The 21418-nt window shown below is 70.2% G+C and carries 21 protein-coding genes; 7 read left to right on the top strand and 14 right to left on the bottom strand.

The window, feature by feature from the left end; translation table 11 throughout:
• Positions 1-93: 93 nt before the first annotated feature.
• The 3 genes from JL101_RS04860 to JL101_RS04850 are packed head-to-tail and all read right to left on the bottom strand — an operon-like array spanning position 94 to position 1608.
• The gene (locus tag JL101_RS04860; protein WP_203099505.1) at positions 94-894 is read right to left on the bottom strand and encodes a head GIN domain-containing protein; all 801 of its coding nucleotides are present in this window, start codon (positions 892-894) and stop codon (positions 94-96) included.
• Between the two features lie 34 nt (positions 895-928).
• Positions 929-1285 carry a hypothetical protein gene (locus JL101_RS04855; RefSeq protein WP_203099504.1) on the bottom strand — a complete coding sequence of 119 codons (357 nt, stop codon included), beginning with the start codon at positions 1283-1285 and terminating at the stop codon, positions 929-931.
• Positions 1279-1608: a hypothetical protein gene (locus JL101_RS04850; RefSeq protein ID WP_203099503.1), complete on the bottom strand. Its 330-nt coding sequence runs from the start codon at positions 1606-1608 to the stop codon at positions 1279-1281. The genes JL101_RS04855 and JL101_RS04850 overlap by 7 nt, the downstream gene beginning before the upstream one ends.
• Positions 1609-1970: 362 nt before the next feature.
• Here JL101_RS04850 and JL101_RS04845 point away from each other — a divergent pair, with 362 nt between their 5' ends.
• The 3 genes from JL101_RS04845 (at position 1971) to JL101_RS04835 (ending at position 7621) form a co-directional block, all read left to right on the top strand.
• Positions 1971-4496: an SUMF1/EgtB/PvdO family nonheme iron enzyme gene (locus JL101_RS04845; protein ID WP_203099502.1), complete on the top strand. Its 2526-nt coding sequence runs from the start codon at positions 1971-1973 to the stop codon at positions 4494-4496.
• 80 nt (positions 4497-4576) lie between these two features.
• The gene (locus JL101_RS04840) at positions 4577-5746 is read left to right on the top strand and encodes a DUF4384 domain-containing protein (protein ID WP_203099501.1); all 1170 of its coding nucleotides are present in this window, start codon (positions 4577-4579) and stop codon (positions 5744-5746) included.
• A gap of 6 nt (positions 5747-5752) precedes the next feature.
• The gene (locus tag JL101_RS04835) at positions 5753-7621 is read left to right on the top strand and encodes an adenylate/guanylate cyclase domain-containing protein (RefSeq protein ID WP_203099500.1); all 1869 of its coding nucleotides are present in this window, start codon (positions 5753-5755) and stop codon (positions 7619-7621) included.
• On the opposite strand, the gene JL101_RS04830 is transcribed toward JL101_RS04835, so the two are convergent.
• From JL101_RS04830 to trpB, 7 genes are all read right to left on the bottom strand, one after another.
• Positions 7608-8039: a DUF4399 domain-containing protein gene (locus JL101_RS04830; RefSeq protein WP_203099499.1), complete on the bottom strand. Its 432-nt coding sequence runs from the start codon at positions 8037-8039 to the stop codon at positions 7608-7610. The genes JL101_RS04835 and JL101_RS04830 overlap by 14 nt on opposite strands.
• Positions 8040-8057: 18 nt before the next feature.
• Positions 8058-8543 (bottom strand): DUF4399 domain-containing protein, encoded by a 486-nt coding sequence (locus JL101_RS04825; RefSeq protein WP_203099498.1) that lies wholly within the window; start codon positions 8541-8543, stop codon positions 8058-8060.
• A gap of 132 nt (positions 8544-8675) precedes the next feature.
• Positions 8676-9380 (bottom strand): OmpA family protein, encoded by a 705-nt coding sequence (locus JL101_RS04820; RefSeq protein WP_323374712.1) that lies wholly within the window; start codon positions 9378-9380, stop codon positions 8676-8678.
• A 94-nt stretch (positions 9381-9474) separates the two neighbouring features.
• Positions 9475-10830 carry a bifunctional folylpolyglutamate synthase/dihydrofolate synthase gene (locus tag JL101_RS04815; protein ID WP_456115340.1) on the bottom strand — a complete coding sequence of 452 codons (1356 nt, stop codon included), beginning with the start codon at positions 10828-10830 and terminating at the stop codon, positions 9475-9477.
• Positions 10769-11830: an acetyl-CoA carboxylase, carboxyltransferase subunit beta gene (gene accD / locus JL101_RS04810; RefSeq protein WP_203099497.1), complete on the bottom strand. Its 1062-nt coding sequence runs from the start codon at positions 11828-11830 to the stop codon at positions 10769-10771. The genes JL101_RS04815 and accD overlap by 62 nt, the downstream gene beginning before the upstream one ends.
• A gap of 128 nt (positions 11831-11958) precedes the next feature.
• Positions 11959-12882 (bottom strand): tryptophan synthase subunit alpha, encoded by a 924-nt coding sequence (gene trpA, locus JL101_RS04805; protein WP_228435285.1) that lies wholly within the window; start codon positions 12880-12882, stop codon positions 11959-11961.
• On the bottom strand, positions 12879-14090 hold the full coding sequence (gene trpB / locus JL101_RS04800; RefSeq protein WP_203099605.1) for a tryptophan synthase subunit beta: 1212 nt from the start codon (positions 14088-14090) through the stop codon (positions 12879-12881). The genes trpA and trpB overlap by 4 nt, the downstream gene beginning before the upstream one ends.
• Before the next feature lie 310 nt (positions 14091-14400).
• Between trpB and JL101_RS04795 the strand changes: the two genes are divergently transcribed.
• The 4 genes from JL101_RS04795 to JL101_RS04780 all read left to right on the top strand — a co-directional run bounded on the left by JL101_RS04795 (position 14401) and on the right by JL101_RS04780 (position 16372).
• Positions 14401-14880 carry an Hsp20 family protein gene (locus JL101_RS04795; RefSeq protein WP_203099496.1) on the top strand — a complete coding sequence of 160 codons (480 nt, stop codon included), beginning with the start codon at positions 14401-14403 and terminating at the stop codon, positions 14878-14880.
• Between the two features lie 204 nt (positions 14881-15084).
• Positions 15085-15303: a DUF1150 family protein gene (locus JL101_RS04790; protein WP_158044092.1), complete on the top strand. Its 219-nt coding sequence runs from the start codon at positions 15085-15087 to the stop codon at positions 15301-15303.
• Between the two features lie 416 nt (positions 15304-15719).
• Entirely contained in the window at positions 15720-15950 is a 231-nt protein-coding gene (locus JL101_RS04785; RefSeq protein ID WP_203099495.1) for a FitA-like ribbon-helix-helix domain-containing protein, read from the top strand.
• Positions 15947-16372, top strand: coding sequence for a type II toxin-antitoxin system VapC family toxin (locus JL101_RS04780; RefSeq protein WP_203099494.1), 426 nt, complete (start codon positions 15947-15949; stop codon positions 16370-16372). The genes JL101_RS04785 and JL101_RS04780 overlap by 4 nt, the downstream gene beginning before the upstream one ends.
• A gap of 132 nt (positions 16373-16504) precedes the next feature.
• Here the strand turns inward: JL101_RS04780 and JL101_RS04775 are convergent, their stop codons facing one another.
• The 4 genes from JL101_RS04775 to wecB all read right to left on the bottom strand — a co-directional run bounded on the left by JL101_RS04775 (position 16505) and on the right by wecB (position 21198).
• Positions 16505-17524 carry an LLM class flavin-dependent oxidoreductase gene (locus tag JL101_RS04775; RefSeq protein ID WP_323374711.1) on the bottom strand — a complete coding sequence of 340 codons (1020 nt, stop codon included), beginning with the start codon at positions 17522-17524 and terminating at the stop codon, positions 16505-16507.
• Between the two features lie 23 nt (positions 17525-17547).
• Positions 17548-18666, bottom strand: coding sequence for an NADH:flavin oxidoreductase/NADH oxidase (locus tag JL101_RS04770; RefSeq protein ID WP_203099493.1), 1119 nt, complete (start codon positions 18664-18666; stop codon positions 17548-17550).
• Between the two features lie 125 nt (positions 18667-18791).
• Positions 18792-20087, bottom strand: coding sequence for a UDP-N-acetyl-D-mannosamine dehydrogenase (wecC, locus tag JL101_RS04765; RefSeq protein ID WP_203099492.1), 1296 nt, complete (start codon positions 20085-20087; stop codon positions 18792-18794).
• The gene (gene wecB, locus JL101_RS04760; RefSeq protein ID WP_203099491.1) at positions 20077-21198 is read right to left on the bottom strand and encodes a non-hydrolyzing UDP-N-acetylglucosamine 2-epimerase; all 1122 of its coding nucleotides are present in this window, start codon (positions 21196-21198) and stop codon (positions 20077-20079) included. The genes wecC and wecB overlap by 11 nt, the downstream gene beginning before the upstream one ends.
• Positions 21199-21418 lie beyond the last annotated feature (220 nt).

The following is a 21418-nucleotide window of genomic DNA, read 5'->3' as shown; positions in this document are numbered from 1 at the left end:
ACGCGTGCCGGAAGCTGTTCCGGCTGGTCCGGGGACACTACCGCCATCATGGTTAATACCGGCTTTACCGTGATTTCCGGCTGAAGATGCCGCTCACCTGAGGCCGGTCCGGACAGTCCCGACCCCGCTGACCCGCACCGACGGCTTGCGCGCGATCCGGTCGGCGTCGATGGTTCCGATACCGGAGATGCTGAGATCGGCGCGGTCCGCCGGAGCCTGGACCCGGATGGTGCCGGTTCCGGCGATGGAGGCCGTCAGCATGTCCACCCGGCCGCCGCCGACGGTGATATCGCCGGCGCCAGAGAGATCGGCTGTCAGGTCTCCGTCCACCCTGGCGACCGTCACGGCGCCGCTGCCGAGGATCCTGACCGTGGCGTCGGTGACGGCGCCTGCGGCGGCCTGCCCGGCGGTGACCTCGATCGCGAGCGGCGCCCTCAGGTCGGCGATATCCCACTCCCCGACCGCCCCGGTCGCGGTCATCGGGGTTCCCGCCGGAACCCACAGTTCCACCTCCGGCAGGTCGCCGTCGCCGGTGCCCTCCGACCTGATGGTGAGGCCGCCGACCCGGGTGACCGCCCGCGCGCCGAAGCCGGTCGCGATGGTCACCGCCGACCCGGCCCCGAAGCCCTGGACCGGCGCGGCGGTGACCACCAGCGCGCCGTCCTTGGCATACCGCGACAGGTCGTCGATCCAGGACGCGGGGCCGGTCGCCCTGAGCCGGATGGTACCCGAATCATGGAGGCGGACATGCACGCGGGCCGCCAGTCCGCGGAGGTCGAGCGCGCCCGCGCCGAAGCTCTCGTCGATCGTCGCGCGATCCCGCGCCGAGGCGGGACCCGCCGCCAGGGCGAAGGCCATCATGACGGTGGCCAGCCGGTACCGGTTCATCATCATATTCCTCCAGGAATGAACGGGCTTGCGCCGTCGCCTACTCGCCGTCCTCGATCAGGAGGCAGGTGGTCTCCGGCGCGGGGCTCAGCAGCATCACCATGCGGCCGGGCGCGGAGCCGCGGCGGAAGCGCAGGCTGTTGGACGCGTCGAAATAGTTCACCGCCGCATCCCGCAGGTCGCCCTCGTCGATGATGCGGCTGCCCTGCTGCCAGCATTGCAGGCGGACGGCGCCGTCCGGGGCCAACGGGACGGCCCCGCCGGACCTTGCCCCCAGCTGCGGCCCTCCCTCCTTGACCACGGTAGCGGCCGCGACGCCGACCGCGAGCGCCGACAGGGCAAGGCTCAGGGCGATCGGCCGGAACAGGGGGATCGCGGAGGGAAAGCCGGTCAGCATCCGCCGCGTCCCACGTTGTTGATCACGTCGCCGGTGATGATCGTGACGACCTCGCGCGGGGCCGTGGCGCCCCGGGGAACATAGACGTTGCCCACGGCCTGGCTGCCGCAGGACAGCTTGCCGCCCTGGGTCGTGCCCTGGGTGAAGTCCTGGTCCTGGAGTTCGCCGCGCCGGCGCCAGCTCTTGGCGATCTCCATCTGGATCTTGCCGTTGAACCGCGGTTCCAGATGGGTCCGCTGGTTCAGCTCCTTCGCCCCGGCGCCGCCCGGCGTGGATAAGGCCAGGAAAGCCCCGGCGATCAGGATTGCCGTCGGTGTCCGCATTGAGAAGCACCTCCCCGAGGGATAGTGACCGGCGGAGAGTCCGCCATGTCGGTCCGGTACACTAGGCCGCCGCGCTCCTGTCGTCTGTGAACGCCTTCACCCCGCCCACAACGGCAGGCAAGAAAACGGCACGGATCCTCATGAGGACATACCCTTGCAATGAAGACTAGAACGAGTCGTCACTAAAGCTTACTACCCGATCGGTTTGGCCGGGCGCCCGGAATACTTATATTTCCTGCTTGTCCCGGAGCGGCATTGGGGGGTTATAATAAATCAAGGATGTTGCCGTCGGCTGCCGCAGCCGGCCAGGCCCGAGGCCCCGGCCGGGCGGCGGACAATGCGACAGTGGGGACGTTTCTCCGATGAGAGTTCTGCGGTTCCTTGGCCTGCTGGTCATCGCCCTGTCCTGCTCCGTTCCGTCCGGCGCGGGACCGGCACGCGCTGCCGATGCGGACAAGCGCATCGCGCTGGTGATCGGCATCGGCGCCTACCAGTTCGCCCCGGCCCTGCCCAATCCGTCCAACGATGCCCGCGCGATCGCCGCAGCCCTGAAGAACCTGAAGTTCGAGGTCCAGGAAGCCTATGACCTGGACAACCGGGGCTTTTCCAGTCACCTCCGCGATTTCGGCATCCGCGCCGCCGAGGCCGACGTGGCGGTGATCTTCTATGCCGGCCACGGCCTCCAGGTGCGCGGCCAGAACTACCTGCTGCCCTCGGACGCCCGGCTGGAGCGCGAGCGCGACCTTGTGTACGAGGCGATGCCGCTCAACCTGATCCTGGGGGAACTGGCCCAGGCGCGGAAGCTGGGAGTGCTGATCCTGGACGCCTGCCGGAACAACCCGTTCGCCGACCGGCTGTCGCGGAGCAATGCCGGGGCGCTGCGGGAGCGTGACGTTTCGGCCGGCCTGTCCCGGGTCGACGACACCCCGAGCGACACGCTGGTGGCCTTGGCGACGCGGGCCGACGCCCTGGCGGAGGACGGCACCGGCCAGCACAGCCCCTACACCATGGCGCTCCTGCAGAACCTGAACGTGCCGGGCCTGGAGCTGGGCCTGTTCTTCCGCCGGGTCCGCGACAACGTCATGGAGGCCACCCAGGGCCGGCAGGAGCCGTTCATCTTCGGGTCGCTGGGCGCCACGGCGTTCTATTTCAACCCGACCCCGCCGAACCGGAACCCGGAGCTGCCGGCCCTGAAGCCCATCGTCATCGGCGACACGTCGGACGCCGTCAAGCTCGGCATCGGCCGCATCGCGGATCCGGACGGCGACGAGGTGTTCGCCCAGGTCTCGGGCCTTCCGGCGTTCGGGCAGGTCCGGCTCGGCGAAAGGCTGGTGCTGATCGGCGACTATCTCAGCATCGCGCAGCTGTCGCAGGTCACCTACAAGCCGGATGTCGGCGCGGTCGGCCCCGCCGGCAACTTCGACTTCACCGTCATGGACAACAAGGGCGGGACCACCCCCGGCAGGATCGCCATCACGGTCAACCAGTCGAACCGCCCGCCGGTGGTCGCCGGCGAGAGCACTTTCCGGATGGCGCTGCCGCAGCTAGGGCTCGAGGCGCCGACCGACCCGGACGGCGACGCGCTGACGATGACGGTCGCGGCCGTGCCGTCCCGCGGCTCGGTCCGCAAGGGGACGCAGCCGGTGCGCGTGGGCGAGAAGCTGACCGCCGCGGACATCGCCGGCCTGACCTACGATCCCGGGCAGGCGGCTCCCGGCCAGGCCGGCAGCTTCGCGATCCTGGCGGACGACGGGCGTGGCGGCAAGGCCACCGCCTCGGTCCGCATCGAGCTGGACACCGCCGGCACGCCCCCGGCCGGGCAGGAGCTTGCAGACGTCCTGTGGCAGCAGGTCCGGACGCGCGGCCAGGCGGCCGACTTCGCCGCCTACCTACAGCTCTTCCCGGACAGCAGGAACGCGCCGCTGGCCCGCGACCGGGTGGCGGCCCTGGCCCCCGCCAAGCCCACTCCCCCCGCCGCGGCGCCGGCCGCTCCGGCGAAGTCGGAAATGGCCGCGGCCGAGCCGCCCAAGCCGGCGCCCGCCAAGCCGGAACCGGCCAAGGCGGCGGAGCCGCCGAAGCAGGAGCCCCCGAAGCCGGAACCGGCGAAACCCGCCGGGCAACTGGCGGCGGCCGAGCCGCCGGCCTCCCCGGCGACCCGCAACAAGGGCCAGTCCAACAGCTTCCAGGATTGCCCGGAATGCCCGATCATGGTCCGCCTGCCGGCCGGCAGCTTCACCATGGGGTCCGCGCGCGGCGATCCCAGCGAGCAGCCGAGCCACAAGGTGAGCCTGAGCAAGCCCTTCGCCCTGGGTATGTTCGAGGTCACGGTGGGGGAATGGCGCGCCTGCGTCCAGGGCGGCGGATGCAGCGACATGCCGCGCATGGCCGGCGCCACCGACGAGACGCCGGTCCATAACGTCCACTGGCGCGACGCCCTCGCCTATACGATCTGGCTGTCCAAGAAGACCGGCCAGAGATACCGCCTGCCCAGCGAGGCCGAGTGGGAATACGCCGCCCGCGGCGGCACCGCCGGGCGCTACTGGTGGGGCGACGCGGTCGGCGTGGCGAACGCCAACTGCGAGAACTGCGGCGGCATGTACGAGCGGATGACTCCCCTGCCGGTGGGCAGCTTCAAGCCCAACCCGCTGGGCCTCTACGACATGAACGGCGGGGTCGCCGAGTGGGTGGCCGACTGCTGGAACAAGGACTACCGGGGAGCCCCCGCCGACGGCGGCGCCTGGACCCAGGGCGACTGCCGCAAGCGGGTCCTGCGCGGCGGGTCCTGGCGGAACGACGCGGACTCTCTGTCGGTCACCGGGCGCTTCAGCTACGACCAGGACGTCCGGTACCTTGCCAACGGGTTCCGGATCGCCCGCGACCTGAACTGAATCCGGGCGAAAGTGTCGCCTGGTTTACTGCGGGCATGCAGGGAAGCGGCCAGCATGGGGCGATATTCACGGAGGTTACCATGCTGATCCGACACCCCCGAACCAAGCGGCCGCCGGGCTGGCTGGCCCTGGCATTCTCGCTCTGCGCCGCCGCCGGAACCGCCGCGGCCGACCAGGCCATCGTCGTCTCCGCCACCGTCCCGGGCTTCACCGTGGGCCAGGTGGTCGAGGACGGGGCGCCGGTCCTTCTGCCGGAAGGGACCAGCGCCCTGTTCCTGTTTGCCAGCGGCCGGACGATCACCGTCAAGGGACCCTATGACGGACCGCTGGACCGGCTGTCCGGCGGCACGCCGGTCCAGGGCCGCCTGTCCGGCCTGTTCGGCGGCGACCGGTTCGCCCAGAACGACCTGGGCGCCGCCCGTTCCGTCGATCCCGCCCCGGGCGGACAGGCCGGCGGGCTGGCCCCGATCGACCTGTCGCTGCCGGGAACCTGGTGCGCCGCCGCCGGCCAGCCGCCGGAGCTCCGGAAGCCGGCGGACCCGGCCTTCGAGCGGGCGATCCTGCACGCCGCCGACGGCGAGGAAACGGTGATCTCCTGGCCGGAGGGCATGGAGGTGCAGCCCTGGCCGGCACGGGCGCCGCTGGCCGACGGGGCGCGGATGCTGGCGACGAGCGGCGACCGGACCCGGAGCAACGCGCTGGTGCTCCGGCTGATCGAGGACCGGGAGGCGGCGGCCGGCGACGTCGGCGCGCTGGCGGTGGCCCTCGTCCGGGCCGGCTGCAACCGGCAGGCGGAGTACGTGCTGACCGCCATGGGCGAGGCGCTGGCCCCGCTGGACCTGTACCTGTCGTCCGACCGCGGGCTCTATCCGACATACCGGCGCGGCGACCAGATCCGCCTGGTGCTCCAGACCAACCGGGATGCGCACCTGTATTGCTACTTGCGGCGTCGGAACGACCTGATCCCGATCTTCCCCTCGTACCAGTCCGACGGATCGCTGGTCAAAGGCCACGCGCCCTTGACCTTCCCGGGCGACAGGATGCCGCTCCCCCTGTCGGCGTCGGAGCTGGGCGGCGACGGCGAGGTCCGGTGCTTCGCCGCCGACCAGGACCTGCCGCCCTCGCTGTCCGCCGAAGCGCAGGCGTTCCGCCCGATGGACGGCGACGCGGTCGAGCGGCTGGAAGCCACACTCGACGGGCTCAAGCGGACCCGGCTGGTGGTCGCCCAGATCGTGCTGCGGGTCGAGTGAGGTCGCTTGCAGGAGGTCGGAACGCCCGATCGCGGACTTGGCGCCGGGGGGCCGGCAGGCCGGTTCCGTGCCCTGCCCGCGGGATTGTCGCCGCCCTGGATCACGGGTGCGATCATCCTGGCCATCGCGGCCGCCTCCTTCCTGCTGGTCCGGATCGCGCCGCCGCTGAAGCTGGCGGACGAGAGCTTCGGCGACCTGCTGATCGGTCATTTCGCCCCCGCCGAGCCCCAGCACGCCGGCATCGCCATGGTGGCCCTGGGAGAGGACAGTTTCGCGGCGCTGGCCTGCCGCTCGCCGGTGGACCGCGGGTTCCTGGCGGACCTGGTCGGCCGGCTCAAGGCGGCGGGCGTGCGGGCCATCGGCATCGACATCCTGTTCGACCAGCCCACGCTGCCGGAGCTTGACGAGGCCCTGCGCCGGCGGCTGGCCGAGCCCGGCGTCCCGGTGGTGGCGATCTCGGCGCTGGAGAAGACCACCCTGACCGAGCGGCAGCACGCCTTCCTGAGCGCGTTCCTGTCCGGCATCCCGCACGGCTACGCCAACTTGGCGAAGGACAGGCTGGACGGGTCCGTCCGCTGGCATGTCCCGGCGGCGGAGGATGGGACGCCCAGCTTCCCGGCGCGGCTGGCGCTCGCCCTGGGCGCGGAGCCGCCCGCCGAGCCTTTCCGAATCGCTTGGCGCGCCGGGCCGGACGACGCGACGCCGCCCTTCCCGATCTACCCGGCGGAACTGGTCCACCTGCTGCCGCCGGGCTGGCTGGCCGGCAAGGTGATCCTGGTCGGCACCGTGCTGTCGGGAACGGACCGCCATCGGACGCCCCTGTCCAGGACCGGCGCCAGCATGCCTGGAGTGGAGATCCAGGCCCATGTCCTGGCCCAGATGCTGGAGAGGCGCGCCGGCGGGCGGCTGCCGTCCGGCTGGGAAGGCGCGCTGACCCTGGCGCTGGCCGCCGCCGGAGTGGCGCTGGCCATGGCCGGGCTGCCGGTCTGGCTGCTCGCCGCGTCGGGTGCCGCGCTGACGGCGGCCCTGTGGGCGGGGGCCGCCACCCTGTTCGCCGCGGGCGGGCCCCTGGTCCCCCTGCTCGCCCCGTCGCTGGCGCTGGCCGGGGGAATCGGCGGCATGGCGGCGCACCGGTCGCTCCGCGAACGGGCGGACCGGCGCACCCTGATGCGGCTGTTCGCCACCCATGTCTCCCAGCCGGTCGCGGAGGAGATGTGGCGGGAGCGGGCGACCTTCATGGCGGGAGGGCGGCCGAAGCCCCAGCAGCTCACCGCCACGGTCCTGTTCTCGGACATCCGGGGCTTCACTACGATCTGCGAGGCGCTGCCGCCCGAGGCGTTGATCCGCTGGCTCGACACCTATCTGGAGGCCATGACCCGGCTGGTCGGGGAGCATGACGGGGTGGTGCTGCGCTTCATCGGCGACGCCGTCCTGGCCGTGTTCGGCGCGCCGGTCGCCCGTACCACCCAGGCCGAGATCGACGCCGACGCGGCGCGCGCCATGGGCTGCGCCCTGGCCATGGGCCGCGAGCTGGAGGGCCTGAACCGGTCCTGGCGGGAGGAAGGGCTGCCGCCCGTGATCATCCGGATCGGCATCCATACCGGCCCCCTGGTGGTCGGCAGCCTGGGAGGGGAGCGGCACCGGGAATACTCGCTGCTGGGCGACACGGCCAACACCGCCGCCCGGCTGGAGGCCCACGCCAAGGAAGTGGCGGAGACGACCTCGCCCTGGTGCCAGGTGATCGTCGGCGAGGCCACCTGGCAGGCTGCCGGCCCCGGCATCGCGGGCCTGCCGGTCGGCGAGATCGCGCTCCGCGGCAAGAGCACTCCCGTCCGCGTCTGGCTGCTGCGGGACGGAGCCTTCAGCGGACCGTGATGGTGATCCGCTTGGACGTCACGGGCGGGTCGTGCGGCACATGGTCGAAGTCGCCCATGAGGAGCTGGATGGTGTGGCGTCCGGGCGGCAACTCCAGATAGGTCTCCGTCTGGCCGCCGCCGAGATGGACATGGTTCCGGTCGTTCGGGATCGGCTCGTCCAGCGGCGGCAGGTCCCGGTCGATGATCAGGTGGTGGTGCCCGGTGTTGGGACGGTCGATGCCCGAGGGCGCCACGCCGAAGTTGCGCAGGCCCAGCCAGACCTTGAAGCGGCCGGTCACGACCTCGCCGTCGTTGGGCCACCCGATATAGGCATAGGCGTCCTTGGGCGCCGGTCGGCGTTCCGCGGCGGTGGCTGTGACGGCGATGAGGGAAACCAGGCCTAATGCGATGACGGCGACCAGGGCGTTCGATCTCATGGCGAGCCTTTCCGGTTTTCAGCGTACCGTGATCGTGATCCTGTTGGACGTCACCGGCGGGTCGTGCGGCACGTGGTCGGCATCGCCCAGCAGCGTCTGGAGCGTGTGCTGGCCGGGCGGCAGCTCCAGGCGGGCCTCGGTCTGGCCGCCGCCGAAATGCAGGTGGTTGCGGTCGTTGGGAATGGGCTCGTCGAGCGGCGGCAGGTCGCGGTCGATGATCAGGTGGTGGTGCCCGGTATTGTCCCGACGCACCCCGGCGGGGGCCACGCCGTAGTTCTGGAGCCCCATGCGGACCCACAGCTTGCCGCCCTCGATCACGGCGCCGTTGGGCGGCCAGATGATGTAGGCCCGGGCATCCTTGGGGGCGGGCATCCGCTTCGCCGGCGCGGCGGGCTGGACCGCGGGGGCCGCGTCGTGATGACCGGCACCGTGGCCGGCATCCTGGGCCAGGGCGGGCGCGGCAGCGACGCAGGCGAGAAGGAGTGCGGCAGCTCGATTGATCATTTCAACTCCTGCGGCGGATTCCTGTCGATCCTTGCGGGCGCTGGTCCGATTGTCGGACAGGAGCGAACAAAGTTAAAATGCCCTTGGGGTCGGGAGTCTTCTGGATAGGTCGATCCTGCCCGGTCGGGTATCTCAGTCCAGGCGGGCGAACTGGACCCGGCGGTTCGTCCGGTCATAGGCGTTCCCGGTGAGGGGGTGGCCCTCGCCCATGCCGACGGCCTGGATGCGGGAACCGGGGATCCGGTGCTTCGCGGCCAGGTACTCGGCGACGGCGCGGGCCCGCTTCTCCGAGAGGGCCTGGTTGTAGGCGTCGCTGCCGGAGGCGTCGGTGTGCCCTTCGACCTTGATGCGGAGTTCCGGCGAGTCCTGCATGACCTGGCCGACCGTGTCGATGTATTCGAAGGACTCGGCCGGGATGACGGCGGAGTCGAAGGCGAAGTTGATGCGGAAGCCGAAGGCCTTCTCGTCCACGTCGCGGGCGGACGGAGCCGGCGGACCCGCCGCGACCTCGGCCCGGGGGACAGGGGCTTCGGCGACGGCCGGGACGACCTGCTGGGCGGATGCCACGACCGGTTCCGGAACCGGTGCCGATACCGGCGGCGAGTAGGCGGCGGGGGCCGGCGCCGGGGCCGCGTTCTGGACCGCCTTGCCGGCGGCGCCGACGATCTCGATGCTGCGGTAGCGGGGCGCCGGGGCGCTGAGAAGTTCCTGGACCTCGGAAACGGTGGGCGGGCGGTCGAACATCCTGACCTCGGCGCCGTGGCCCGGCGAAGCCAAGGCCGGGGCGAGCAGGATTGCGGCGGTGGCGGCGAGGCTGCGGGCGAAGGGGCTGTTCATGTCCGGTCTCCATGGCTGGGCGTTGGCCTGTGCATGGAGGGGAAGCTAACCGCGGCGGCGGCGCCGCGCAGTGAACGGCTTCACCAGTGGTTAACTATCCATGGCGGGCGAGGACCGCGCCGGCGAGGTAGAGGGAGCCGCAGATCATCACCCGGGTCGGCCCGGCGGCGCGCGCCATGAGTTCGGCCAGGGCCTCCTCCACGCCGGCGGCCGGCTTGGCGTCGGCGACGCCGGCGGCGCGCGCGGCCTCCGCCGCGGCCTGGGGAGGGAGGGAGGCCTCCTCGCCCGGAACGGCGACCGCGCGGAGCAGCGGCGCGTGGGGAGCGAGCGGCCGCAGGAAGTCGGCCGGCTCCTTGGTCGCCAGCATGCCGAAGATCAGGTTGAGGGGAAGGCCATCGGTCGTGGCCCAGCGGCCTGCCTGGGCGCCCAGGACCTCGCCGGCGGAATCATTGTGCCCGCCGTCCAGCCACAGTTCCCATCCCGGGGGCAGCCGGTCGACCAGGGGGCCGCGCGTCAGCCGCTGGAGCCGGCCGGGCCAGGAGACCTCCGCCAGTCCGCGCACCACCGCCGCGTCGGGCACCCGGGGGCCGGGCAGATGGTAGAGGCAGGCCAGCGCCACCCCGGCATTGACGATCTGGTGGGCGCCCGGCAGGGCCGGCAGCGGCAGGTCGGCGCGTCGGCCGGGTCCCTCGAACCGGAAGCCGTCGCCGGCGGCCGCGACCGTCCAGTCCTCCCCCGCCGCGTGGAGCGGGGCGCCGATCGCGGCGGACCTGGCGCGGAAGACCGCCATGGCCTCCTCCGCCGGCTGCGGCGCCACGACGGCGGGAACGCCCGGCTTCATGATGCCGGCCTTCTCGCCCGCGATGGCGGACAGGGTCGGCCCGAGGAACTGCATGTGGTCGTAGGAGATGCGGGTCAGCGCCGTCACCGCCGGGCGGTCGATCACGTTGGTGCTGTCGAGCCGGCCGCCCAGGCCGGTCTCCAGCAGGAGCACGTCAGCCGGCACGCGGGAGAAGGCCAGCATGGCGGCGGCGGTCGTGATCTCGAAATAGGTGATCGGCTCGCCCCGGTTCGCCGCCTCGCACTCTTCCAGGATGGTGGCGAGATGGTCGTCGGCGATCAGCTCCCCGGCCAGCCGGATGCGCTCGTGGAAGCGCACCAGATGGGGCGAGGTATAGACGTGGACGCGCCGGCCCGCCGCCTCCAGGAAGGCGCGCAGGAAGGCGATGGTCGATCCCTTGCCGTTGGTCCCCGCCACATGGACCACCGGCGGCAGCCGCAGGTGCGGGCTGCCGACGGCCTCCAGCATCCGGAAGGTTCGGCCGAGCGACAGGTCGATGACCTTGGGGTGAAGGTGCTTCAGCCGGTCCAGGACCGGGTCGGCACGCTCACCGCTCGGGACGATCACCGGGGGTGACGGCGGCCGGGGCGCCGTTGGGGGCTGGCTCAACTGTCTCACCGCTCTGGGGTTGCGCCGGCGCCGGGGACGCCGGTTCCGGCTCGGCCGCTTCGACGGGCTCGGCCTCGGTCGGGGCGGCCTTCGCCGTCGCGGCGGGGGCCTCGGCCTCCGGCTTCGGCAGGGGGACGATTTCGGCGGAAGGGCCGGGTCGGCCGAGCAGGTCGAGCACCCGGATCAGCGTGGCCCTGAGGTCCTTGCGGTGGACGACCATGTCCACCATGCCGTGCTCCATCAGGTACTCGGACCGCTGGAAGCCTTCCGGCAGGGTCTCGCGGATGGTGTCCTCGATCACGCGGGCACCGGCGAAGCCGATCTGCGCGCCCTTCTCGGCGATATGCAGGTCGCCCAGCATCGCGAAGGAGGCCGTGACGCCGCCGGTTGTCGGGTCGGTCAGGACGACGATGTAGGGAAGCCCCGCCTCCTTCACCATCTGCACCGCGATGGTGCTGCGCGGCATCTGCATCAGCGACAGGATGCCTTCCTGCATGCGGGCGCCGCCGGAGGACGGCACCACGACCAGCGGCGCCTCCTGGAGGACGGCGAGCCGTGCCGCGGCCAGCAACCCCTCGCCCACCGCGATCCCCATGGAGCCGCCCATGAAGCCGAAGTCGAACGCGGCGATTACGGTCGGGATGCCGCCCATCCTGCCGTGGGCGACCTGGATCGCGTCGTTCTTGCCGGACTTGGCCTGGGCTTCCTTCAGGCGGTCGGTGTAGCGCTTCTGGTCGCGGAAGCGCAGCGGATCGACCGGCACCTTGGGCAGCTCGATGACCTGATAGTCGTCGTCGTCGAACAGCATCTTCAGGCGCTTGTCGGCATCCAGGCGCATGTGGAAGCCGCAATGCTGGCAGACGTGGAGGTTCTCTTCCAGGTCGCGGTGGAAGATCATCGCCTCGCAGTTGGCGCACTTGTGCCAGAGATTGTCCGGCACTTCCTTCTTGGTGTAGAGCGCGCGGATCTTCGGGCGGACGAAATTGGTAAGCCAGTTCATGGTTCGGGGTCTTCGCCGTTCGTGGAGGCTGAATGCTTGGAGGCGGTTTGCTCGGGAGGCTGGATGCTTGGGGGCCGATCCCTGGGAAGCTTGCCTGGAAAGCGTACCTGGAGGCGGATGCCTCGAGGTCAGCCGCGAGCGGCGCGGACGCCGTCGGACAGGGTTCGCACGAAGGCCAATACGTCGTCGACCAGTCCAGGAGCGGGCGAGCCGTTCTCGTCCAGGTTGGCGGCGATGCGGTTGACGATGGCCGACCCGACCACGGCCGCGTCGGCGAGCCGGGCGACGGAGGCGGCGGCTGCCGGCGTGGTGATGCCGAAGCCCACGGCCACCGGCAGGTCGGTATGGCGGCGCAGCCGTTCGACGGCGGCGGAGATCGCCTCGTCGGTGGCGGCCCCCGCGCCGGTGATGCCGGCGATCGAGACGTAGTAGATGAAGCCGCTGGTGTTCGCCAGGACGGCCGGGAGGCGCCGGTCGTCGGTCGTGGGCGTCGCCAGCCGGATGAAGTTGACGCCGGCGGCCAGCGCCGGCAGGCACAGCTCGACGTCTTCCTCCGGCGGCAGGTCGACCACGATCAGGCCGTCCACGCCGGCGGCCCGCGCATCGGTCAGGAAGCGGTCGACGCCGTAGGCGTAGATGGGATTGTAATAGCCCATCAGGATGATCGGCGTCTCCGCGTCGGTCAGGCGGAATTCCTCCACCAGCCGCAGCGTGCCGCGCAGGGTCATGCCGGCCTTGAGCGCCCGCAGGGACGAGGCCTGGATCGACGGGCCGTCGGCCATGGGATCGGTGAAGGGCATGCCCAGCTCGATCACGTCGGCACCGGCGCCCGGCAGGCCCTGGACCAGCCTGAGGCTGGTGGCGTAGTCGGGATCGCCGGCGCTGACGAAAGTCACCAGCCCGCCGCGCCCCTCGCGCTTCAGGGTCTCGAACCGGGCGGCGAGCCGCCCGCTGTCGGCCGCGCGGCTGGAAGCAGCCTGGCCGGAACGATCTTGGCCGGATTGGGCGGCCATTGCCGCCGCGGTGTCGCCATGGTCGATGGCAGCGCTCATATCTTGACCCCCAGGGCGTCCGCCACGGTGAAGATGTCCTTGTCGCCCCGGCCGCACAGGTTCATCACCAGCAGGTGATCCTTGGGCAGGGTCGGCGCCAGCTTGGTGACAGCGGCCAGCGCGTGGGACGGCTCCAGCGCCGGGATGATGCCTTCCAGGCGCGAGCACATCTGGAAGGCGTCCAGCGCCTCGTTGTCGGTGGCGGAAATGTACTCGACCCGGCCGACATCGTGCAGCCAGGAATGCTCCGGCCCGATGCCGGGATAGTCCAGGCCCGCCGAGATCGAGTGGCCCTCGGTGATCTGGCCGTCCTCGTTCTGGAGCAGGTATGTCCGGTTGCCGTGCAGCACGCCGGGGCGACCGCCGGTCAGCGAGGCGGCGTGGGCCCCCGTCTCGATGCCGTGGCCGGCGGCCTCGACCGCGACCATGCGGACGGTCGGCTCGTCCAGGAACGGGTAGAAAAGGCCCATGGCATTGGAGCCGCCGCCGATGCAGGCGACGAGGCTGTCGGGCAGCCGCCCCTCGGCGGCCATCATCTGCTCCCGCACTTCCTCCCCGATGACGGATTGGAAGTCGCGCACCATGGCCGGATAGGGGTGGGGGCCGGCGACCGTGCCGATGATGTAGAAGGTGTCGTCGACGTTGGTCACCCAGTCGCGGAGCGCCTCGTTCATGGCGTCCTTGAGGGTGCGCGAGCCGGAGCTGACCGGCTTGACCTCCGCTCCCAGCAGCTTCATCCGGAAGACGTTGGGCTTCTGCCGCTCGATGTCGGTCTCGCCCATGTAGATCGTGCAGGGCAGGTCGAACAGGGCGCAGACCGTGGCGGTCGCGACGCCGTGCTGGCCGGCCCCGGTCTCCGCGATGATGCGCCGCTTGCCCATCCGCCTGGCCAGCAGGATCTGGCCCATGCAGTTGTTGATCTTGTGGGCGCCGGTGTGGTTCAGCTCGTCCCGCTTGAAGTAGACCTTGGCGCCGCCGAACCGGGCGGTCAGCCGCTCGGCGAGGTACAGCGGGCTGGGCCGGCCGACATAGTGCGTCAGGTAATGGCGCAGTTCCGCCTTGAAGGCGGGATCGACCTTGGCCGCGTTGTAGGCCTGCTCGACCTCCAGGATCAGGGGCATCAGCGTCTCGGCGACGAAGCGTCCGCCATAGATGCCGAAGTGCCCATGCTCGTCCGGACCCGAACGGTAGGTGTTCAGCCGCTGCATCACGCTACCCAGCTGGTCGCCGGGCTGCCCGTCGCCGGACTCGGCCGGGGCGGCGGACATGGCGGAAATCGGCGTGTTGGTGGTCGGAGATGTCACTGCTATAACTCTCGTGCCTTCCGGGAGCGGCCACCATAGCCGCGCGTCATTTGTTTTTAAAGGAAGATACGCATGAGAAGGGCGCGACGCAGGGCAGCCTTGCCCAGCGGCGGCGCGTTCCCCATCTAGGGATGAGGCAGCGCCGGCCGGGGCTGCCTCCGGGGTGCCGGTTCCGGGCCCGCATAGCTACTCGCTCGCTGGAGGAGGATGCCGCGTGACGACACGATTGTCCCTGTTCAACAGCCCGCTTCTGCTGGGTTTCGACCAATTCGAGCGGACGCTCGACCGGATCTCGAAGAACTCGGCGGAGGGGTATCCGCCCTACAACATCGAGCAGATCGGCGAGGACGGCCTGCGCATCACGCTGGCGGTGGCAGGCTTCACCATGGACGACCTGACTGTCCAGACAGAGGACAACCAGCTCGTGATCCGGGGCCGCCAGACCGACGACAAGTCGCGCATTTATCTGCATCGCGGCATCGCGGCGCGCCAGTTCCAGCGCAGCTTCGTCCTGGCGGAGGGGATCGACGTGGTCGGCGCCACCCTGGACAACGGGCTGCTGCACATCGACCTGAAGCGCCCGATCCCGGAGCCGAAGGTGCGGACCATCGCGATCCAGCAGCCGCCCGGCGGGCAGGACGACGGCGCCACGGCCCGCACGATCGACGTGACGCCGGAGCCCGGCCGGTCGTAGGCCGAGGGGAGCCAAGCCGGGGCGGTCATAGGTGGGGTCGTAGGCGATACGGCAGCACAAAACGCCTTGCGGCATGTTGTCCTTGAAGGAACACGGACCGAACCCGTTGTGAGAAGATCGCGGGCCGCGCCCTTTCCTGCCAGGAATGCGGGCTGCGCCCGCCGGACAGTTTCGTTGCAGTTCGTTACAGAAAGACCTGACATCATGAATATCAGCCCGAACTCTTTGCGCCAGATCTCCAGCCAGGATTTCGTGGCATTCGGCGTCAACGACCTGGCCTATATCAAGGTGGTCGATGTCGACGGCTCCACCGGCTACGCGATCCACGCCGCCGACGGCACGCCCCTGACAGTGATGCCCGAGCGCGAAGCCGCCTTCGCGGCCGTGCGCCAGCACGAGCTGGAGCCCGTCAGCGTCCACTGACGCGCGGGGCACGCCGGCGCCGCGCCGGTCCCCGTCAAGCGGCACGCACCGCCGGCGTCCGGGCCGGCGGAGGCATCGTGACGGGAACGTTCCCTCGCAGTCATCCAGCCCGCAGCGTAGCTTCATCTTCGGTTCACCCTGAGCCGCCGGCTGGGTGGGCGCTTCAAGTCTCCTACGAAGCGATCCAACGCCGGGTCGGCAGGTTCGGCCCGGCGAACGCGCGTACGCCATGCCGGCGGAACAAGGCAGCGGTTCGATAGCTCATCCGCAAGCTGCCGAAGAAGCACGGCCACGCGGCCAAGTTCGCGTGACAGTGCGGGCGCGATGCCCCTGACCCAGAGTTTCTCGGTCAAGCATGATTGCCGTTGCCCGCCGCCGTGATAGCATACGTGCTATCAGCTTCTTTGTGGTGAAACATGGCACAGGTGATCATTAGGAACATCGAGGACGAGGTCGTCGAGCGCCTGAAGCAGATCGCGGTGAACAAGGGCACATCGCTGGAGCAGGAGCTGCGCTCCATCCTGGCCGAAGCCGCCTACAGGCCCGACCGCGTCCTCTCGGAGCTTGCACATCTGCGTGCCCTTACTCCGGCCGGAATCCGGCCGCTGGCCGAGGACTTGGTGCGCGAGGGGAGAGATGAACGGTGAGCGCGGCCATCGTCGATGCCAGCGTCGCGCTCAAGTGGTTCGTCGAAGAGGAAGGGTCGAGCGATGCGGCCGACCTGATCGCTGGCGGTACCGCGCGCCTGGCTCCGGACCTTGTCATTCCCGAGGTTCTGAACGCCGCCTGGAAGGCCTTCTCTCGCGGCTTCATGGTGCGGGAGCAATATGACGCCATTCCCCGACTGTTGCCGGATCTGTTCCAGGACATCGTGCCGACGAAGCGTCTCGCATCTCGGGCAGCGACCCTGGCCCGGGAGATGGGTCATCCAGCTTACGACTGCTTCTATCTCGCTCTGGCCGAGGAGCAGAACCTGCCGCTGATTACTGCCGATCGCCGCCTCGTCAACCGGGTTGTCGATACGAAATTCGAAAGGTTGGTCGTCAAGCTGATTAGACAGGCGGGCTGACCGGTCCTGACGAGATGAGCATCCCCGTTTCCGGCATGGCGGTGCATGGTCGGGCGGGGCGGCGAAAGGACTGGAGCGCTGCCGGGAGCGCTCCTCCGGTTGATCAGTGACAACCGTGCCCTACAGCCTCGGTCAGAAGCGGAGATTGCCGAAGATCTCCGCCACGATCTCGTAGGAACGCAGGCGGGCCGCGTGGTCGAAGACCATGCCGCTGACCATGATCTCGTCAGCGGCGGTGTCCTCCAGCAGGGCTTCCAGGCCGGCGCGGACGGTCGCGGGCGATCCGACGATGGAGCCCCGGAGCTGGCTTTCCACGGCGGCGCGCTCGCGCTCGGACCACAGTTCGTCCATGTCGTCCACCGGCGGCGCGATCCGCATGGGATGGCCGCGGACCAGGTTCAGGAAGCTCTGCTGGTGGGAGGTGAACAGGCGCCGGGCCTCCTCGTCGGTTTCCGCGGCCACCACGTTGATGCCGACCATGGCATAGGGCTGCGACAGGACCTCAGACGGGCGGAAGGCGCGCCGGTACAGGTCGAGGGCCGGCAGCGTGTTGGCCGGCGAGAACTGGCGCGCGAAGGAGAACGGCAGCCCGAGCTGACCGGCGAGCTGGGCGCTGAAGCCGCCGGAGCCGAGCAGCCAGATCGGGATGTCCATCCCCTCCCCCGGGATCGCCCGGACCCGCTGGCCGGGAACCGCCGGGCGGAAATAGGCCCGCAGTTCGGCCAGGAGTTGCGGGAACTCGTCGCCGGTCTGGTTGAGGTCCCGGCGCAGCGCGTGGGCGGTTACCTGGTCGGTGCCGGGGGCGCGGCCCAGGCCCAGGTCGATCCGGCCGGGATAGAGGGATTCCAGCGTCCCGAACTGCTCGGCCACCACCAGCGGCGCGTGGTTCGGCAGCATGATCCCGCCGGAGCCGACGCGGATGCGTTCCGTCCCGCCGGCGACATGGCCGATCAGCACGGCGGTCGCCGAGCTGGCGACGCCGGGGATGTTGTGGTGCTCGGCGAGCCAGTAGCGGTTATAGCCCCAGCGGTCGGCGTGCCGCGCCAGGTCGAGCGTGCAGCGATAGGAGTCGGCCGGGGTCGCCCCTTCCACCAGCGGCGACAGGTCCAGGACCGAAACGGGGGTTTCGGACAGTTTGTTCATCATCGTCATCCAATCGTTCCCGGTCGCGGGAGTCAGTCCATGACCGAGGAGTCTTCACGGAAGGAATGGCCGGGCCAGAGGTCGGGCGCGGCGCGGGCGTATTGCGGCGGGAAGGCCACCTGCCCGCCCAGTTCGCGGGCGGCGCGCCAGCCCCAGTGCGGCTCGTCCAGGACGGTGCGGGCGAGCGCCACCATGTCGGCCTCGCCGCCGGTGACGATCCGCTCCGCCTGCTTCGGTTCGACGATCAGGCCGACGGCCATGGTCGGGATTTCGGCCTCGCGGCGGACGCGGGCCGAGAACGGCACCTGGTAGCCGGGCGAGGTCGGGATCTTGATGCCCAGGGTGACGCCGCCGCTGGAGCAGTCGATGAAGTCGCAGCCGCGGGCCTTCAGCAGCTTGGCGAAGGCGACGGACTCCTCGATGGTCCAGCCGCCGTCCACCCAGTCCGACGCGCTGATCCGGATGCCGAGCGGCCGGTCGGACGGCCACACCTCGCGGACGGCGTCGAACACTTCCAGCGGGAAGCGGGTGCGGCCGTCGAAGTCGCCGCCGTAGGAGTCCTCGCGCCGGTTGGCGAGGGGCGACAGGAAGGAATGCAGCAGGTAGCCGTGGGCGCCGTGCAGTTCCATCAGGTCAAAGCCCAGCCGGGCGGCCCGCTTGGCGGTCGCCACGAAGCCGTCGCGGACCCGCTTGAAGTCTTCCGCCTCGAAGGCGCGCGGGGCGGGCCAGCCTTCGGCGAACGGGATCGCGGAAGGGGCGATCGTCTGCCACTCGCCCTGCCCCGCCGGCAGCGACCGTCCGCCTTCCCACGGGCGCTGGGCCGACGCCTTGCGGCCGGCATGGCTGACCTGGATTCCCAGCTTGGCGGTGCCGTAGCGCCGAACGGCCGCCATGACGCGGGCCAGCGCCGCCTCGTTCTCGTCGTTGTAGAGGCCGAGGTCGCCGGGGGTGATGCGGCCGGCCGGTTCGACCGCCGTCGCCTCCAGGATCACCAGGGAGGCGCCGGAGTTCGCCAGCATGCCGAGATGCATCACGTGCCAGTCGTTGGCGTTGCCGTCCTCGGCGCTGTACTGGCACATCGGCGACACGACGATGCGGTTGGCGAAGCCGACGCCGGCAAGGTCGATCGGCGTGAACAGGCTGCTGGTCATGACAGGTCTTTCTCCCGGGGACGGTTTAGCGCCAAGCGTTTCACATGGCTACGGTAACCGCCGGGGAGAAGATTTGGATGCGCATGGCTGCCCGGCCGGAGCCGGGATATCCCTCGGGATTGCCCCTACTCCGCGGCGGCGCGGCCGTAACGGTCGGGGACGTAGAGGCGGTCCCGCCAGAAGCCGCGGGTGTCGATGACGATCTTGTTCAGCAGTTCCTTCGCCTCAATCGCCCGGAACTCCGCATGGTCCACCAGCAGGACGGCGATGTCGGCCTCGGCCAGGGCGTCGGACATGTCGCAGAAGCGCAGGTTGCCGAACTCCGCCAGTTCGCGGGGCAGGCGCGCGACGTGGGGCTCCACCGCCAGCACCTTGCCCAGCCCTTCCCGGGCGATGTGGGCGGTGATCTCCAGCGCCGGGCTCTCGCGCAGGTCGTCCACGTTGGGCTTGTAGGTCAGGCCCAGGCAGGCGATCACCGGGTCCTTGAAGCGCTGGGCATGGCGCCGGATGCGTTCGATGATGTGGAGCGGCTTGGAATCGTTGACTTCGCGCGCGGTGCGGATCAGCCGCGACGCCTCTGGCATGCCGTCCACGATGAACCAGGGATCCACCGCGATGCAATGGCCGCCGACGCCGGGGCCGGGCTGGAGGATCTTGACGCGGGGATGGCGGTTGGACAGCTCGATCACCCGCCAGACGTCCAGGCCCATGCCGTCGCAGATCATCGACAGCTCGTTGGCGAAGGCGATGTTGACGTCGCGATAGGCGTTCTCGGTCAGCTTGACCAGCTCGGCGGTGTTGGCGTCGGTCATCAGGCAGGCGCCCTTGACGAAGATCCGGTAGAGCTGGTCGGCGCGGGCGGCGCAGGCCGGGGTCAGGCCACCGATGATGCGGTCGTTCTCGACCAGCTCCAGCACCATGCGGCCGGGCAGGATGCGCTCCGGGCAATAGGCGATGCGGATGTCGGAGCGTTCGCCCGCCGCGTGGGGGAACGTCAGGTCCGGCCGCAGCTCGGCGAGCTGGCGGGACAGCCGGGCCGAGGTGCCGACCGGCGAGGTGGATTCCAGCACGATCAGGTTGCCGGCTTCCAGCACCGGGGCGATCGACCGGGCCGCCGCGTCGATGTAGGCGAGGTCGGGCCGCTTGTCCTCCGTGAGGGGAGTGGGTACCGCGATGATGAAGGCCTCCGCCGGCTCCGGCGTCACGACGGCGCGCAGCTTGCCGGTCATGACGGCGGCCCGGACCAGCATGTCCAGGTCGGGTTCGCTGAAATGGACCTTGCCCTGGGTGATCATCGAGACGGCGTGCTCGTTGACGTCGACGCCGATCACCTCGACCCCGCGGCTGGCGAGCGTGGCGGCGGTGGGCAGGCCGATATAGCCGAGGCCGATGATCGCGACGCGGGAGAACTTATGCTGCACGGGTCAGCTCCTTGAGGATGCGCTCGGCGGCAAAGCCGTCGCCGTAGGGATTGTGGGCGCGACGGGCCTCGGCATAGGCCCGCTCGTCGTCGAGCAGGTGCTGGGCCGCGCCGACGATGCGGTCGATGTCGGTTCCGACCAGCCGGACCGTGCCGGCCTCGACCGCTTCCGGCCGCTCGGTCACGTCGCGCATCACCAGCACCGGCTTGCCCAGCGACGGCGCTTCCTCCTGGAGGCCGCCGCTGTCGGTCACGATCAGGGTCGAGCGCTCCATCAGGTGGACGAAGGGCAGGTAGTCCTGGGGCTCGATCAGGTGGACGCCGGGACGGTCGCCCAGCAGCCGCATCACCGGCTCGCGGACATTGGGGTTGAGGTGGACCGGATAGACGACCGCTGTGTCGCCCCGGTCGGCGAGCCGCGCCAGGGCGTGGCAGATCCGCTCGAAGCCGCCGCCGAAGCTCTCGCGCCGGTGCGCGGTGACCAGGATCACCCGCTTGCCTCCGGACAGGAAGGGAAAGCGCGCGTCCATCTCGCGGGCAAGGCCGGCGTCGCCGCGCAGGCGCCCGACGGTGTGCAGCAGCGCGTCGATCACCGTGTTGCCGGTGACCAGGATGCGGCGGTTCCCCAGCCCCTCGCGCAGCAGGTTGTCGCGGGAGCTGGCCGTGGGCGCGAACAGCAGGTCGGCCATGCTGTCGATGACCTTGCGGTTCATCTCCTCCGGCCAGGGCTGTTGGAGGTCGCCGGTGCGAAGCCCCGCCTCCACATGGGCCACGGGGATGCGGGCGTAGAAGGCGGCCAGCGTCGCGGCCATCGCGGTGGTGGTGTCGCCGTGGACCAGCACCCGGTCGGGCTTGATCTGGGCCAACAGCCGGGTCAGGCCGGTCAGCACCGCCGTGGTGATGTCCGCCAGGGTCTGGCCCGGTTTCATGATATCGAGGTCGTGGTCCGGCACGATCCGGAACAGGGCCAGCACCTGGTCGAGCATGCTCCGGTGCTGTCCGGTGACGCAGACCAGGCTGTGGACATCGGGAGCCCTGTCGAGCGCGCTGATGACCGGGGCCATCTTGATCGCCTCAGGGCGCGTGCCGATGACCGAGAGTATTTTCTGCATCCGTCCTGACCGCTGGCGGGCGGCCGGAGCATGGCTCCGGCCCTGTAGCTTCAGTCAGGAAAATTGCTCGACGGCGGTCGGCGCGGTCAATGCCGCCTAAGGTCGTTTCCCGAAGGAACCCAGGCGAGAACGGGTTACCACCGCGCCATGCTCGGGATTTGAAAGTGTTTGCTTTGCATTTTACTTATTTTCATTTGCCCGGTGAAAGTCCGGATCAACG

Source organism: Skermanella rosea, from assembly GCF_016806835.2.
Lineage (GTDB): Bacteria > Pseudomonadota > Alphaproteobacteria > Azospirillales > Azospirillaceae > Skermanella > Skermanella rosea.
Note: the sequence above shows the minus strand (reverse complement) of the source record. Positions and strands in the feature narration are given on the sequence as shown.